The organism is Mesorhizobium sp. USDA 3734, from assembly GCF_056279665.1.
In genome coordinates, this window is record NZ_JBWCCW010000001.1 from 3,874,054 (window position 1) to 3,887,672 (window position 13,619).

The following is a 13,619-nucleotide window of genomic DNA, read 5'->3' on the forward strand; positions in this document are numbered from 1 at the left end:
CTAACTTGATCTTTGTTCTTGGCGCTCGCGAAACCGACACAGCCCCGGTCGAGCGTGGCCAAGCTTGTGTCGAGTACGGGCGTATCCTTCGTGTCATCTTCGGACTTCAGGCAAATCGCGGTACGAAAAGACTCGGGAAAGGCCGAAAGGCTGTTCCGCGCCGCGGTGTCGGCGTTCTGCTCGCTCACCCGCCCTTCACGCCGTGAGATCGGCCAGCTCGAAGACCTGACGCTGCCGCTGTTCGACAATGTGTCCGTCGAATCTCGCCGTTACGTGGCGGCCGCCCTTTCCGAATGCGAATATGCCCCCGCCGCGTTGGTGCGCCGTCTCTGCGAGGAACCGGTCGACATTGCCGCGCCGCTGCTCATCCGCTCACGCGCCGTCAGCGACATCGATCTCATCGCGCTGATCGGGCGACATGGCCTGCCGCATGCCCGCGCCATTGCGCGCCGCAAGGGCCTGAACCCGACCATCGCCGATCTGATCAGGGCGCTGGAAAGGCCAACTCTGGTGCGCGTGCGGGAGCCGGAGGCGAAAGCCATCGCAGCAGACGAGATCGTGCCGGTGAGCACGGAAACTGCCTCCGAGGAGCCCGCCCGAGAACAGGCGCTCGGCATCGCAGCCGAGAATGCACGGCGCAGGCTGCGCTCGATGATGCGCCCGGGCGACGAGGCGACAGCGACGAACACCGATCCTTTTACGGGCGCCGACACGTATGTGAAATTGCGCGAGACGGCGCTGACGGGAAACGCCGCGTTCTTCCAGACCGCGCTCGCCGACGCGCTCGATATCGATTTCTCGATCGCACGATCGCTCACCGCCAACCAGAACTACGCGTCGCTGCTTGCGGCACTGCGCTCGCTCGACCTCAGCGAAGACAGGGCCTTCCTGATCACGGTTGCGGTCTATCCCAGTCAATTCCCACATCCGCAGGCTATACGCACCTTCCTCGACCGCTACCGCCTGCTGCATCGCGATGTCGCCCTGGACAAGGTGCGGTACTGGAAAGCGGAAACCCTCTCAAGGGTGGTACGCGACGCCGCACCGGCAAACAGCGATACCCGCACCGCCTCGAACAGCGACGATGCGACTGAGACCTCCGGCCTCAGGGCGTCTTCACGGAAATAAGGTCCTCGACGGGCACAGTGCCGGCCTCGATCTCGACCACCCAGATGTCGGGATCGAATTTTTTCTCCCTTTCCAGCCTGGCATCGAGCACGGCGGCATCGTCACCGGCCCCGAGCAGACTGAAAAACCGGTCGTCGGGCTTGGCCGAATCATAGCTTGTCTGCGGCGCCGGGCCGAACAGGGCAACCTCGCCCAGCCTGCCCCGCGCCAGGACGAAGACAGCGCCGGCTTCGGTTGCGCCGCGCTTGACCACGGCGGCAAATCCGCCGGCGCCGAAAACCCGGCGCAGCAGGGCCGAAACCCACAGATCTGAGGTGACGCGCATGAGACAACTCCGGAAGGCGTGCGGCTATCTATCGATATTTCCGCTGCTCGGCGAGCTGTCATTTCCCAGTCAGTTGGTCAGGCCGATCTCGCGCATCTTGACGTAGACGATCTCATCGGGCTCGCCTGTCTGCGGCAACCCAAACAGCGACTGGAATTCCTTGATCGCCGCCTTGGTGCGCGCGCCGACGACGCCGTCCAGTTGCATGTCGTCATTGCCGAACGCCTTGAGCCCGGCCTGGATCTTGACGATGCGGGCATCGGGCGCTTGCGTCGCGGCATTCGGATCGGCCGCATTCGTCTGCCCCGAATTCGTCTGCAAGGATACCGGAACGGCGACAGGTATATTCGGGCGTGGCTGCGGCCTGGGTACGACGGCCGCCGTCTTCGGCGTCGCGCCCAGTTGATCCAGCAGAAGCGCGTCGATCTCGCCGGACGCGTTGAGCCCGACCTTCTGCTGATAGGCCTGGATGGCCTTGCGCGTGTTAGGCCCGGAAATGCCGTCGACCGTTCCGGAATAGAAATCGAGATCCTTCAGTATGCCTTGCACCTGCTCGACCACCGGATCGCCTTTGATCGGCGCCGGCGTGCCGGATGGCCGCACGATGTTGAATGTCGTCTCCGGTTCGTCAGATGCCGCGCGCGGAAAGCCCTCGATGCTGCGGGTCGCGAAAAACGCGCCGGCATGCGGGAAAGGCTGATACCACAAGGCATTGGCGGAAACGTAGAACAACGTCACCAGGAATGCCGTCGAGCCACCCACCAGGACAGGATTGCGCGAGATCATGCCGCCGACGGCGACGGCGCCGTCCTGAAAGGCATTGCTGCGGCGCTTGACCGCCTTAGGCTGTTTTGCGGAGCGAGCCATTTCTGTCCCCTTTCGCCATGGCCACAGGCATCGTCAGCACGCCGGCCTTCTCCGCCTGATGCCCCTTCGGTCCGTTCACCGGCAGGCTGATGGTCACCGTGGTGCCCTCGCCCGGCATGCTTTCAATGGACATCGTGCCTTCGTGCAGCGCCACCAGGCCCTTGACCAGCGACAGGCCGAGACCGGTCCCCTCGAAACGGCGGGTGTAGTCGTTCTGGATCTGCATGAAGGGCTTGCCGAGATTGGCAAAATCCTCCTCGGCAATGCCGATGCCGGTGTCCCTGACCCAGAAATGCAGGCGCGAACCGATCCGCTTGGCGCCGACGACGACATCGCCGCCATCGGGGGTGAATTTTATCGCATTGGAGACGAGGTTGATGAGCATCTGCTGGACGGCACGCTGATCGGCATTGATGTCGTCAGCGTCCGGCGCGATCTGCGCCTGCAGATGGATGTTCTTGGCCTGCGCCTGCAGCTGCATCATGGATTGGCACATGTCGACCGCTTCCGCGAAGCGGAATGGCTCCGGTTCGGTCGCATAGACGCCTGATTCAATCCTGGACACGTCGAGTATCGAGGTCACGACGGCAAGCAGATGCTGGCCCGAATCCCTCACCAGGCCGACATATTCCTTCTGGCGCGGATCCTTGAAGGCGCCGAACATTTCATGCAGCAGCATGTCCGAAAAGCCGATGATGGCATTCAGCGGCGTGCGCAGTTCATGGCTGACCACCGCCAGGAAGCGCCCCTTCGCCACCTCGGCGGAAGCGGCCGCCTCATTGGCCGCCGCCAGATCCTCGCGCAGCCGGGCAATCTCGTCATTCTCGCGCAGGACAAGCGTGAAGACGTCGCCCTGTTCCTCGGCTCGCACCAGATCGAGCGAGAACGGCCGATAATTGTCAGCGGTCATGCGACTGTCATTCTGGCCATTGCCGTTCTGCGGCAGCCTGATGCGCAATTCGAGCCGGCGCGACAGCGCGCCGTCGCGCATGTCGGCCAGGGCGCTGAGATAGGAGACGCGATCCGACAGATGGACGCGATCGAAGAGGCCGTTGCCGGACAGCAGTTCGGGCGGCAGTTTCAAAAGCGTGCGCGCCTTTGGCGAAGCGTCCAGAACCTCGCCATGACGGGCGACGCGCAAGATCACCGCATCGATGATGTCTTCGAGCCTGTCGGCGGTGTCGATCACATCAGCCGCATCGACCGTGTTTCGAAACGCCGATGCGCGCGGGATCAAGGTAAGCGCCCAGGCCAATGGCACCAGCCAGTGCCACGCCGCGATCTGTGCTCCTGCGAACGGGAACACGGTTCCAGCCAGAGGCTGAGCCAGGATGGCGACAGCGGCCGACACAGCTCCCCACAGTGCTGCACGCCGCGAGGCGCCGATCCACCAGGCTTCGAACGGCAATGCCACGACGAGCATGGCGACAGGCGAACTCAGCCCGCCCGCGGCGGCAATGAGACTGCCGAGAGAGATGCCAGCCATCGCCAGGGCGATCCGGCTTGCTATCGCCATCTTGCCGGTCGCCGCCACCAGCAAGGCGACGAACCAGCAGAGGCCAAAGGCCGCGAAGATGACGGCCATGGTGACGGCGGCGCCCAGGCCCGAAGTGACCAGCGTGACTGCGGCACCCGCGGCAAAGAAAGGAGCGGCGAGCATGACGCCGATGAAGCGGCGCTGGCGCTCGCGGTCGCTCTGCTCAATGATGGATGGATGGACCATACGTTCGCAACCGGCGGCAATCGCGCCAGGCAATTCAACGTATCTGGCCTTGATTGAACTCAACTCAACGCACCCGTAATCGTCGTGGACAGCTCTGCTTTGCAGATCGTTCTGGTTGGCTCTGAAACTCGCATCCAGCGTTTAAGGAATGGATAAGGCAGGGCCGACCAAGGGCCCGGCCTGGGGCAAATATCGGGATGCCGGCAGCCGAAAGCCCGGGCAAATGCAGCCATAGTAAACGGAGGGTTATTCGGCGACCGCGCCCCTCGAGTGACTGAACGCGGTGCCCGGACTCCGAGATTTCAGGAAAAATACAGGAAAAGCATGGAGATAGATGGTTATCTCGGGTTAAGAAAAATCACTCGCATTCGAGACAAACCGATTTGCACAACGGCTCGTTTCGAATTTGCTTAAAATTTGAGGAAAATTGTCGCTTTGCCTGCAAGCCGTCCTTTGCGCCTGTGTGCCAACATCCTGCCTACAAAAGAGGTCATGCCATATGGATGCATGATCCGGTCACGACGAGAGGGCAAGGGCATGGTCTTCCTCATAAGAATGGCTTTCTGGTTTTCGCTGGTGCTGCTGGCGCTGCCGCTGACTGTCGGCCCCGATGAATCGGGCCGCGAAAGCGTCGGGCCGATCCAGGCCTTGTTTGCGGCACGCGAAGCAGTTGGCGATATCGCCGGCATTTGCGAACGCAAGCCCGATGTCTGTGAAACCGGCAAGTCGGCAATGCACACCATCACCGTCCGCGCCAAGGAGACCGCCAAGATCGCAGCAGCGATGCTGGACGACAAGTCCACTGCCGGCCCCGATACATCGACGATGACCGGCAGCGTGCCGGAAGAAATCGTCTTGCCCGAGACAGTCAACCTGCCGGCGCAGAATTAAGCCGTTTCGACGGCGCACCGCGGGCTGTCTGCCCTCTCGACGCCCGCGGTGTCCTTGTTTTTTCCGTGACGCGGAGCCGCCGCGTGACTATATCCGACATTATGACCACCACGATCCAGACGATCCGCGACGACTTCTCGTTCCTTGAGGAATGGGAAGACCGCTATCGCTACGTCATCGAACTCGGCGAGGCGTTGCCGCCGTTTCCTGACGAGCAGCGCAGCCCGCCGCCAACAAGGTGCCGGGTTGCGTCAGCCAGGTCTGGCTGACCACCGAACGCGGATCTGGGGCCGACCCGGTCATCACCTTCACCGGCGATTCGGACGCTCATATCGTGCGTGGGCTGGTCGCGATCATGCTGGCGCTGTTTTCCGGCAGGACCGCCAGCGAAATCCAGAAGACCGATGCGGAAGCGACATTGAAAGAGCTCGGCCTCGACGAGCATCTGTCGCCGCAGCGCGCCAACGGCCTTCGCTCGATGGTCAAGCGTATCAAGCGCGATGCCGAGGCGGCGCTCAAGCAGACCGCCTGAACGCGTTTTACACTCTTCCTAGAATTGCTCTACTCGATCAGCACGTCACGCAGCCCGCAAAATAAAACGGCGCCCGAAGGCGCCGTTTCTCGATTCGATCTGGCTGGCTGCGATTACCGCGCCTTGCGCTTGCGGCCGAGGCCCATCTTCTTGGCGAGCTGAGACCGGGCAGCGGCATAGTTGGGTGCAACCATCGGATAGGTCGGGTCGAGGTTCCACTTTTCGCGATACTGATCCGGCGTCAGGTCATAATGAGTCATCAGATGGCGCTTCAGCGACTTGAACTTCTTGCCGTCTTCGAGGCAGACGATGTAGTCGTCATGAACCGAGCGCTTCGGGTTGACCGCCGGCTTTTGCTTGTCGGCAGGCGGTTGTTCGGCGGTTCCGCCCACACGCCCGAGTGCGGCATGGACATCGGATATCAGGTTCGGCAATTCGCCGACCGGCACGGGATTGTTGCTGACATAGGCGGCCACCACGTCGGCGGTCAATTCGATCAGCGCATCGCTGTTTCTGGAAGGTGTTTCGACAATATCCATGGTCTTCAGGCCCCAACAAGAGTTACTCGATCCGCGCCCTTTTTTACAGGCAGGGCATTGCACGAACTTTGTGCAGGTAGAGCTTCTGCGATTCGTGTCGCGGGCACATCAATGAGCCTGCGCACCAAGTAAGTCAATTCTCCCCTTGCGCTATATTGAACGATGCTGGTCAATTATTCGCGGATCAGCTTCAATCTTTCGTGCATTGTGTAATTTATCGATATTTCGCGCGCTAACCAGCAACGGCTGACGCAACGTCAGTTCTCCGTTACATTCGCGGCAACTCACAAAGCAGGTTTCAATGCTTGATTTTGCTTGGCTATTGCACGCGCAAACCTGGTTGCTCACATCCGTCCCCGAAACCACAGGTTGCTGCACGTCTGTCGCGCGAGCAAGCAGCCGACATGCCTGTCACCCGACCGCTCGTATCCATCGCTGCCGTGTCAATCAATGTGGGGTGATGTATTTGCCGTAAGCCCATCCGGTTACGAAGTTGCCGTTCTGGGCCGGGTCGTGCCAGACTTCGCACCAACGGTAGCGAACCGTCTGTTCCTGCTTCCACGCCGGTTGATTGGCGATGTCGAGCAGGTTTATCCCGCCAGTGCATCGTCCGGTCATCTGCAGAACGGTCCCGTTCGGGTATGCCGCCTGCTTCTGGGACGTGCCCGAAGGGTATTTGCGCACATTGAGCGTGTCGCCGAACGGCACATTGGCCACTTGCCAAGCCGCGAATACGGTCGCATGAGACTGGCCGGCAAAGGCCAGAGTTAACGAAGCAACGGCGAAAGCTGCGGCAGTCCGAGAATAAACAGTCATCATCTCTCCTCCCGGCTCATCTCCTGGAGCCGACACAACCCATAGACTGCAGCTCTTGAACCCGCCCTGATCGGCGTGTTCATTTGCCATTCAAGATACTTCTAAAGCGAGACGCAATGACCAAGACATCCGTATTTCCGATCGTCAGCCCGCCAACGCCCGAGAAGCGGCCGGTTTCCGATACGCATCACGGCATCACGCGAACCGACGACTATGCCTGGCTGCGAGCCGACAACTGGCAGGAGATGTTCCGGGACCCGTCATTGCTCGATGCGGGGATCCGCGCCGAGCTCGAGGCAGAGAATGCCTACCAGTCAAAGCTGATGGCCGACACGGTCGAGCTGCAAAAGCAGCTTTTCAAGGAGATGAAGGGCCGCATCAAGGAAGACGATACTTCCGTGCCGATGAAGGATGGGCCCTATGCCTATGGTTCGTCCTTCAAGCTTGGCGGCGAGCAGCCGCGCTATTTGCGCATGCCGCGCGACGGCGGCGCCGAGCATATCCTGCTTGACGGCGACGCGGAGGCCGCGGGCAAGGCCTATTTCCGTCTTGGCGGCGTCGACCATTCGGCCGACCACGCCAAGCTGCTGTGGGCATTCGACGACAAGGGCTCCGAATTCTACACGCTTCGCGTGCGCGACCTTGCCGATGGCAAGGAGCTTGCCGACCAGATACCCGACACGGGTGGCTCAGGTGTCTGGAACGCCGGCAATGACGGCTTCTTCTATACGCGGCTCGACCCCAACCACCGCCCGTCCAAGGTGCTGTTCCATGCGCTGGGCGACAGCCCGCAAAGCGATCGGCTGATCTATGAGGAAACCGATCCCGGCTTCTTCATGAATGTCGACGGCACCCGCAACAACGAATGGATCATGATCGGCATCAACGATCACGAGACTTCGGAATATCGCCTCTTGAGCGCCAGCGATCCGTTTGCCGAACCGAAACTGGTCTCGCCGCGCGAGATTGGCCTTCAGTACGACCTGGAAGAAGGCGGTGACGTCTTCTTCATCCTGACCAATGCCGATGGCGCCAAGGATTTCAAGATCATGACGGCACCGGCGGGCGATCCGGTCCGCGCCAACTGGCAGGAACTGGTGCCGCATGAACCGGGCCGGCTGATCCTGTCCGTGATCGGCTTCAGGGACCACATGGTCCGGCTCGAACGCAAGGAAGGCCTGCCGCGCATTGTCGTGCGCGACCGCGAGAGCGGCGAGGAGCATCTTCTGTCGCTCGACGAGGAGGCTTTCTCGCTCGGCCTGTCGGGTTCCTATGAGTACGACACCGAGATCATGCGCTTTTCCTATTCGTCGATGACGACACCGGCCCAGGTGTTCGACTACAATATGCGCACCCGCGAGCGGGTGCTGCTGAAGACCCAGGAAGTGCCGTCCGGCCATGATGCGGACCACTATGTCACGCGGCGGCTGATGGCGCCGGCCAGCGATGGCGAACTGGTGCCGATCTCGCTTTTGCACCATCGCGACACGCCGCTGGATGGATCCGCACCTTGCCTGCTTTACGGCTACGGCTCCTATGGCATCACCGTGCCGGCCGCCTTCAACACCAACTGGTTCTCGCTGGTCGACCGCGGCTTTGTCTTCGCTATCGCCCATGTCCGCGGCGGCAAGGACAAGGGCTATGGCTGGTACGACGACGGCAAGCGGGAGAACAAGATGAATACGTTCACCGATTTCATCGCCGTCGCGCGCCATCTGGTCACCGAGCGTTACACGGCGCATGACCGCATCGTGGCGCAAGGCGGTTCGGCCGGCGGCATGCTGATGGGCGCCATCGCCAATATGGCGCCGGATTGCTTTGGCGGCATCGTCGCCGAGGTTCCTTTCGTCGACGTGCTCACCACAATGCTCGACGCAACCCTGCCGCTGACGCCGCCGGAATGGCCTGAATGGGGCAATCCGATCGCATCCGCCGAGGATTACCGGACGATCGCTGCCTACTCGCCCTATGACAATGTCGCGGCACTCGACTATCCGCCGATCCTGGCGCTGGCCGGGCTCACCGATCCGCGCGTCACCTATTGGGAGCCGGCCAAATGGGTGGCGCGGCTGCGCGAGCGCAAGAGCGGCGACAATCCGGTGCTGTTCAAGATCAACATGGATTCTGGCCACGCCGGCGCCTCCGGCCGGTTTTCGCGGCTGGAGGAGATCGCCTACACCTATTCGTTTGCACTGAAGGTGATGGGCAAGGCGGAGCTTACTGGAGAAATCGACGGATGATCGATCTTACCACATTGATTGCTTACGTCGCGGTTGTGCTCGGCTTCGTCTTTATTCCGGGCCCAGCCACGCTCCTTACCATAGCGCGGGCAACCAGTTCGGGAACGAAGGTGGGCATCGCGACCGGTGCCGGGATCGCGGCCGGCGACGTTGTCCACACCGTCATGGCGATGGTCGGCATCTCGGCGATCATCGCCACATCGGCGGCGCTGTTCAGCATCGTAAAGTACATCGGCGCGGCTTACCTGGTTTATCTCGGCATTCGCGCGATCATCGAGAAAACACCGGCCAACCCGGCTGCCGGTGCACTTGCGATCTCCGCCGGCAAGGCGTTTCGACAGGCTATCCTGACCGAAGTGCTCAATCCCAAGACCGCGCTTTTCTTCCTCGCTTTCCTGCCTCAGTTCGTGCGGGCTGAAAACGGCTCGGTGATGCTCCAGTTGACCCAATTGGGGATCATCTTCGTCGCGCTTGGCCTTTTCAGCACGGTCGTCTTTGCGGTGAGCGCCGGTCGGCTCGGCACGTTCCTGCGCCGAAATCCGACGGTGCTGAAGTGGCAAGGCAAGGTTGCTGGCGGCATCTACTGCGCGCTGGGTGTTCGGCTCGCGCTGCAGCAGCGCTGACCTTTTCATCCCTATTCAAAGCAACATCGCCGTCGGTCAGCGGAACGGGTCGCGAACCGACCGCCGCCGTTCCTCGACGGATTTCCAAGGTCATGAATTCTTGATTTGCGTATGATCTCATCCAAGGCTTCATTTCGCGGTCATGCGCCGCGATTTTCTGCTCGCAATTGGTACCATCGCGCGCTACCCAATGCCCGGCTTTTTCAAAGCCGTGACTACCAGTTGCCATCTCGCAAGGGCCCGCCATGCTGCTCGTTGACGTCTATCTCGACAAATCGTCCATCCAGGGCATCGGTGTGTTTGCCAGGGCTCACATTCCGCGCGGCACGCTGATCTGGAAGCTGGACCCGAGATTCGATCGGATCATCGACGTGGAAACTTATGAGAGCGAAAGCGGATCGGTGAAGAGCTATCTCGACCGCTATTCCTACCCTGACCGGCGCGACCCGAATTACATCGTCTTCGAAGCCGACGACGCGCGCTTCATGAACCATGCGGATGAGCCGAATTGCGACGTCTCCTCACCTGAGGAAACATACGCCTTGCGCGATATCGCGCCTGGCGAGGAACTGACCTGCGACTACAATCATTTTTTTGAAACCGGCTTCGATTTCCTCGGCGACCGCCACCTGTCGCCGGAAAACTAGCTCGCCGGCTTTTTGCGTGGCGGATAGCCGTTTGGATGCGGCGGTATCGCCTTGAGATAGGCGGCGATCGCCGCACGGTCCTGCGGCGTCAGTTCGGCCATGTTCCGCTGCACGTCGACCATGGCGCCGCCGACGGAATCGAAGTCGGGCGTAAAGCCGGTTTCCAGGTAGTTGGCGATGTCGGCTTGCGACCAATCACTGAGCCCGCCCTCGCCCGATGTGATGTTCGGCACGACGCCGCTGCCTTCGGCAGCCACGGCACCGGCCAGCCACGCGTTCTTTTTCGTACCGCCCGCAAGATCGCGCGGCGTGTGGCATTCGCCGCAATGGCCCGGCCCTTCGACCAGATAGCGGCCGGCCATCACCGGATCGGGCGTGCCATCGGGGAATGGAACGATCGGCTGGTCACTGAGATAGAGCAATTTCCACAGGCCGATGCCGCGGCGGATGTTGAAGGGGAAACCAAGCGAATTCGCGGGCGCCTTGCCGGCGACCGCCGGCAGCGTCTTCAGGAAGGCGTAGAGATCGGCGATGTCGGCCGGATTCATGCGCGCGTAGGACGCATAGGGAAACGCGGGGTAAAAATGCTCGCCCGAGGGCGACACGCCCTTCAGCATGGCGTTGGCGAGGTCTTCGACAGACCATGCGCCGATGCCGTCCTTGGGATCTTGCGAAATGTTGGGCGGCACGAAGGTTCCGAACGGCGTCTTGAGTTCGAGCCCACCCACGAGTTGAAGCCGCGCATCGCCCTGTGAGCCTGGCTTTGCATGGCAGGAGGTGCAGCCGCCTGCATAGAAGATGCGCTTGCCCTTGGCCACGTCGCCAGGGCCGAGCTTGGCCAGGGTCTCGCTGTCGAGCCTCACCGGCGCCGACAGGACCCACCCGGCAACCGCGCCGACGCCGCCCAGAATGACGAGGGCGCCGACGAGTTTTTTCAGCCAGGGCATCGCCCGCTATCAGCTCTTTTTCACTCGATAGGTCTGGTGGCAGGTGCCGCAATTGGAAGTGATCGCGCCAAACTGTGTCTTCAGCGTATCGAGGTCGGCGGGAGCGGTGGCAGTGGCTGCCTTGACGTCGGCGAGATATTTATCCTCGACGGCCTTGAAGCCGGCCATGTCTTCCCAAATCTTGGGCGCCGCTGTCGTGTCGCCTGTATCGCTGCCTGCCGGGAACAGCGCATCGGCATCGAATTTCTCGGCATTCGCCTGCAATGCCTGCAGTTGCGTCAGCACTGCAGCGGCATCAAAGGGCTCCTCGCCCTTGACCACTTTCGAAATGCCGCCGACGATCTTTCCGCGTTCCTTCATCAGTGCTTGCCGATCGAGGGTCGGGTCGGCAAAGGCCGCCGAAGCCGCGAGTGCGAGCATAGAGATGGCGATAACAAGCTTTCTCATTCATTTGGCTCCGTGATGAAGGCATTTCGGGACAGGACGTTAACGGATGCTACAGGGGGAAAATTCCCTTCCCCCGGATGATTTTTTCCAGACTTTTGCTGTTACGGGAACCTCGAGGCAGAAAAAAAGCCCCGGAATGCCGGGGCTTTCTGCGATCGATCACTTCGCCTTTTCGTACAATTCCAGCACGTGATCCCAGTTGATCAGGCTGTCGACGAACGCCTCGAGATATTTCGGCCGGGCGTTGCGATAGTCGATATAGTAGGAGTGCTCCCAGACATCGACGCCGAGGATCGGCGAGGCGCCATGAACGAGCGGGTTTTCGCCATTCGGCGTCTTCGAGATCGCCAGCTTGCCATCCTTGACCGAGACCCAGGCCCAGCCGGAGCCGAACTGCGTCGTGCCGGCTGCAATAAAGTCTGCCTTGAACTTGTCGTAACCACCAAGATCGCTATCGACCGCCTTCTGCAGGGCGCCCGGCAGCTTGTTGCCGCCGCCACCCTTCTTCATCCACTTCCAGAAATGGATGTGGTTGTAGTGCTGGGCAGCATTGTTGAAGAGGCCGGCATTCTTGCCGAACGACTGCTTGACCACCTCTTCGACCGACAGGTCGCCCATGCCGGCTTCGGCGGCGAGCTTGTTGCCGTTGTCGACATACGCCTTGTGGTGCTTGTCGTGGTGATATTCCAGCGTCTCTTTCGACATGTAGGGCTGCAAGGCCTCATAGTCGTAAGGCAGAGCGGGCAATTCAAAAGCCATGGATGGTACTCCCTCGTGGAAAAATCCGGTGTCGATACCGGACTAAGATAGGTCTGGAATGGGTTGGGACAACTCCGGAATGAAGCGTCGATCGCCTTTTTATCCGCTCAGGCGGCGGAAGTCGAATGCGCCCAATCCCAATAGAGTTCGCGCGCCTTCTTGGCCACTGGTCCGGGTTGCAGGTTGCGATCCTCGATACGCGTGATCGGCACCACCTTGGAATGGTTTCCGGTCGAAAAGATTTCGTCCGCCTCGAGGAAATCGCGCACCGACAGCGTCTTTTCCGTGGTCTTGAAGCCATACTCGCCAAGCAGCGTTATGGTGCGCGAGCGGGTGATGCCGGACAGGAACGTGCCGTTCGGCGCTGGTGTAAAGACATGGCCGTCCTTGACCAGGAAGATGTTCGAGGTTCCGGTCTCGGCGACGTTGCCCAGCATGTCGAGCACCATTGCGTTGTCGAAGCCGCGCATCTTGGCTTCGAGAATGGCACGGCCGTTGTTGGGGTAAAGGCAGCCGGCCTTGGCGTTGGTCGGCATGGTTTCGATGGTCGGGCGCCGGAACGGCGACACCGTCACCGAAAAGCCGGTCGGCGGGATCATCGGCGATTCATAGAGGCAAAGGCAGAAGCGGGTCGAGGCGGGATCGGCCGGCACGCCCATATAGCCGCCATGCTCGGCCCAGTACATCGGCCTGATATAGACCGCAGTCTTGCCATCGAACTTCTTCAACCCATCCCATGTCAGCCCGACGATCTTGTCGGCGGTCATCGACGGCTTGAGGCCGAGCGCAATCGCCGAGGAATTCACCCTGGCGGCATGAAGCTCAAGGTCCGGCGCCACTCCTTCGAACCAGCGCCCGCCGTCGAACACGCTGGTGCCGAGCCACATGGCGTGGCTACGCGGCCCCAGAATGGCGACGTTGCCCTCGTGCCAATCACCATCGACGAAAGTCCATGTCGCGGATTGCGCCGCAGCCGCCAGTGTCATCGTGTTGTCCCGTCCCGATCGGTCTCGTGTGACAGCCATTGGAAGATGCTTTGGCGGGCGCCGTCAACCGGCATCAAGGAGTTTTGTTGAGGCCAGCGCCGGGACGCGATGCAATCAAAGCTTGCACCTTGTCGCGCCTGCCCTCAAAA

14 protein-coding genes and 1 pseudogene are annotated in these 13,619 nt (G+C 61.1%); 6 read left to right on the forward strand and 9 right to left on the reverse strand.

What is annotated here, in order from left to right; translation table 11 throughout:
• Nucleotides 1–90 precede the first annotated feature (90 nt).
• The gene (locus ACZ89F_RS19065) at nt 91–1,128 is read left to right on the forward strand and encodes a hypothetical protein (protein ID WP_476093507.1); all 1,038 of its coding nucleotides are present in this window, start codon (nt 91–93) and stop codon (nt 1,126–1,128) included.
• On the opposite strand, the gene ACZ89F_RS19070 is transcribed toward ACZ89F_RS19065, so the two are convergent.
• The 3 genes from ACZ89F_RS19070 to ACZ89F_RS19080 form a co-directional block, all read right to left on the reverse strand.
• Complete coding sequence (locus ACZ89F_RS19070) at nt 1,106–1,453, reverse strand: DUF1491 family protein (RefSeq protein WP_476093509.1); 348 nt, start codon at nt 1,451–1,453, stop codon at nt 1,106–1,108. The genes ACZ89F_RS19065 and ACZ89F_RS19070 overlap by 23 nt on opposite strands.
• Nucleotides 1,454–1,522: 69 nt before the next feature.
• A complete protein-coding gene (locus tag ACZ89F_RS19075; protein ID WP_476093511.1) occupies nt 1,523–2,320 on the reverse strand; it encodes a peptidoglycan-binding domain-containing protein in 798 nt (265 codons plus the stop codon).
• Nucleotides 2,295–4,043, reverse strand: a complete 1,749-nt coding sequence (locus ACZ89F_RS19080) for a PAS domain-containing sensor histidine kinase (protein WP_476093513.1) — start codon at nt 4,041–4,043, stop codon at nt 2,295–2,297. The genes ACZ89F_RS19075 and ACZ89F_RS19080 overlap by 26 nt, the downstream gene beginning before the upstream one ends.
• Before the next feature lie 537 nt (nt 4,044–4,580).
• On the opposite strand from ACZ89F_RS19080, the gene ACZ89F_RS19085 reads away from it, so the two are divergent.
• Entirely contained in the window at nt 4,581–4,934 is a 354-nt protein-coding gene (locus ACZ89F_RS19085; RefSeq protein ID WP_476093515.1) for a DUF5330 domain-containing protein, read from the forward strand.
• A gap of 101 nt (nt 4,935–5,035) precedes the next feature.
• Nucleotides 5,036–5,466: pseudogene (locus ACZ89F_RS19090) on the forward strand (SufE family protein).
• A gap of 113 nt (nt 5,467–5,579) precedes the next feature.
• On the opposite strand, the gene ACZ89F_RS19095 reads toward ACZ89F_RS19090, so the two are convergent.
• The gene (locus ACZ89F_RS19095; protein WP_013532660.1) at nt 5,580–6,005 is read right to left on the reverse strand and encodes a Ros/MucR family transcriptional regulator; all 426 of its coding nucleotides are present in this window, start codon (nt 6,003–6,005) and stop codon (nt 5,580–5,582) included.
• Between the two features lie 447 nt (nt 6,006–6,452).
• The gene (locus ACZ89F_RS19100) at nt 6,453–6,824 is read right to left on the reverse strand and encodes an SH3 domain-containing protein (RefSeq protein ID WP_476093517.1); all 372 of its coding nucleotides are present in this window, start codon (nt 6,822–6,824) and stop codon (nt 6,453–6,455) included.
• A gap of 113 nt (nt 6,825–6,937) precedes the next feature.
• Between ACZ89F_RS19100 and ACZ89F_RS19105 the strand changes: the two genes are divergently transcribed.
• The 3 genes from ACZ89F_RS19105 to ACZ89F_RS19115 all read left to right on the forward strand — a co-directional run bounded on the left by ACZ89F_RS19105 (nt 6,938) and on the right by ACZ89F_RS19115 (nt 10,331).
• Complete coding sequence (locus ACZ89F_RS19105; protein ID WP_476093519.1) at nt 6,938–9,061, forward strand: S9 family peptidase; 2,124 nt, start codon at nt 6,938–6,940, stop codon at nt 9,059–9,061.
• Nucleotides 9,058–9,684 carry a LysE family translocator gene (locus tag ACZ89F_RS19110; protein ID WP_476093521.1) on the forward strand — a complete coding sequence of 209 codons (627 nt, stop codon included), beginning with the start codon at nt 9,058–9,060 and terminating at the stop codon, nt 9,682–9,684. Before ACZ89F_RS19105 ends, ACZ89F_RS19110 begins: the two co-directional genes overlap by 4 nt.
• A gap of 245 nt (nt 9,685–9,929) precedes the next feature.
• On the forward strand, nt 9,930–10,331 hold the full coding sequence (locus ACZ89F_RS19115; RefSeq protein ID WP_378978788.1) for an SET domain-containing protein: 402 nt from the start codon (nt 9,930–9,932) through the stop codon (nt 10,329–10,331).
• Here ACZ89F_RS19115 and ACZ89F_RS19120 read toward each other — a convergent pair.
• From ACZ89F_RS19120 to ACZ89F_RS19135, 4 genes are all read right to left on the reverse strand, one after another.
• Entirely contained in the window at nt 10,328–11,278 is a 951-nt protein-coding gene (locus ACZ89F_RS19120; RefSeq protein ID WP_476093522.1) for a cytochrome c, read from the reverse strand. The two genes, ACZ89F_RS19115 and ACZ89F_RS19120, sit on opposite strands and share 4 nt — an antisense overlap.
• Before the next feature lie 9 nt (nt 11,279–11,287).
• A complete protein-coding gene (locus ACZ89F_RS19125) occupies nt 11,288–11,725 on the reverse strand; it encodes a c-type cytochrome (protein ID WP_476093524.1) in 438 nt (145 codons plus the stop codon).
• Nucleotides 11,726–11,884: 159 nt separating this feature from the next.
• The gene (locus ACZ89F_RS19130; protein WP_027053553.1) at nt 11,885–12,484 is read right to left on the reverse strand and encodes a superoxide dismutase; all 600 of its coding nucleotides are present in this window, start codon (nt 12,482–12,484) and stop codon (nt 11,885–11,887) included.
• Between the two features lie 107 nt (nt 12,485–12,591).
• Nucleotides 12,592–13,470 carry a branched-chain amino acid aminotransferase gene (locus tag ACZ89F_RS19135; RefSeq protein WP_056580708.1) on the reverse strand — a complete coding sequence of 293 codons (879 nt, stop codon included), beginning with the start codon at nt 13,468–13,470 and terminating at the stop codon, nt 12,592–12,594.
• Nucleotides 13,471–13,619: the final 149 nt, after the last annotated feature.

Coding starts and splice junctions, on each gene's coding strand:
- ACZ89F_RS19070 (WP_476093509.1), bottom strand. CDS start 1,453: ATGCGCGTCACCTCAGATCTGTGGGTTTCGGCCCTGCTGCGCCGGGTT.
- ACZ89F_RS19075 (WP_476093511.1), bottom strand. CDS start 2,320: ATGGCTCGCTCCGCAAAACAGCCTAAGGCGGTCAAGCGCCGCAGCAAT.
- ACZ89F_RS19080 (WP_476093513.1), bottom strand. CDS start 4,043: ATGGTCCATCCATCCATCATTGAGCAGAGCGACCGCGAGCGCCAGCGC.
- ACZ89F_RS19085 (WP_476093515.1), top strand. CDS start 4,581: ATGGTCTTCCTCATAAGAATGGCTTTCTGGTTTTCGCTGGTGCTGCTG.
- ACZ89F_RS19095 (WP_013532660.1), bottom strand. CDS start 6,005: ATGGATATTGTCGAAACACCTTCCAGAAACAGCGATGCGCTGATCGAA.
- ACZ89F_RS19100 (WP_476093517.1), bottom strand. CDS start 6,824: ATGATGACTGTTTATTCTCGGACTGCCGCAGCTTTCGCCGTTGCTTCG.
- ACZ89F_RS19105 (WP_476093519.1), top strand. CDS start 6,938: ATGACCAAGACATCCGTATTTCCGATCGTCAGCCCGCCAACGCCCGAG.
- ACZ89F_RS19110 (WP_476093521.1), top strand. CDS start 9,058: ATGATCGATCTTACCACATTGATTGCTTACGTCGCGGTTGTGCTCGGC.
- ACZ89F_RS19115 (WP_378978788.1), top strand. CDS start 9,930: ATGCTGCTCGTTGACGTCTATCTCGACAAATCGTCCATCCAGGGCATC.
- ACZ89F_RS19120 (WP_476093522.1), bottom strand. CDS start 11,278: ATGCCCTGGCTGAAAAAACTCGTCGGCGCCCTCGTCATTCTGGGCGGC.
- ACZ89F_RS19125 (WP_476093524.1), bottom strand. CDS start 11,725: ATGAGAAAGCTTGTTATCGCCATCTCTATGCTCGCACTCGCGGCTTCG.
- ACZ89F_RS19130 (WP_027053553.1), bottom strand. CDS start 12,484: ATGGCTTTTGAATTGCCCGCTCTGCCTTACGACTATGAGGCCTTGCAG.
- ACZ89F_RS19135 (WP_056580708.1), bottom strand. CDS start 13,470: ATGACACTGGCGGCTGCGGCGCAATCCGCGACATGGACTTTCGTCGAT.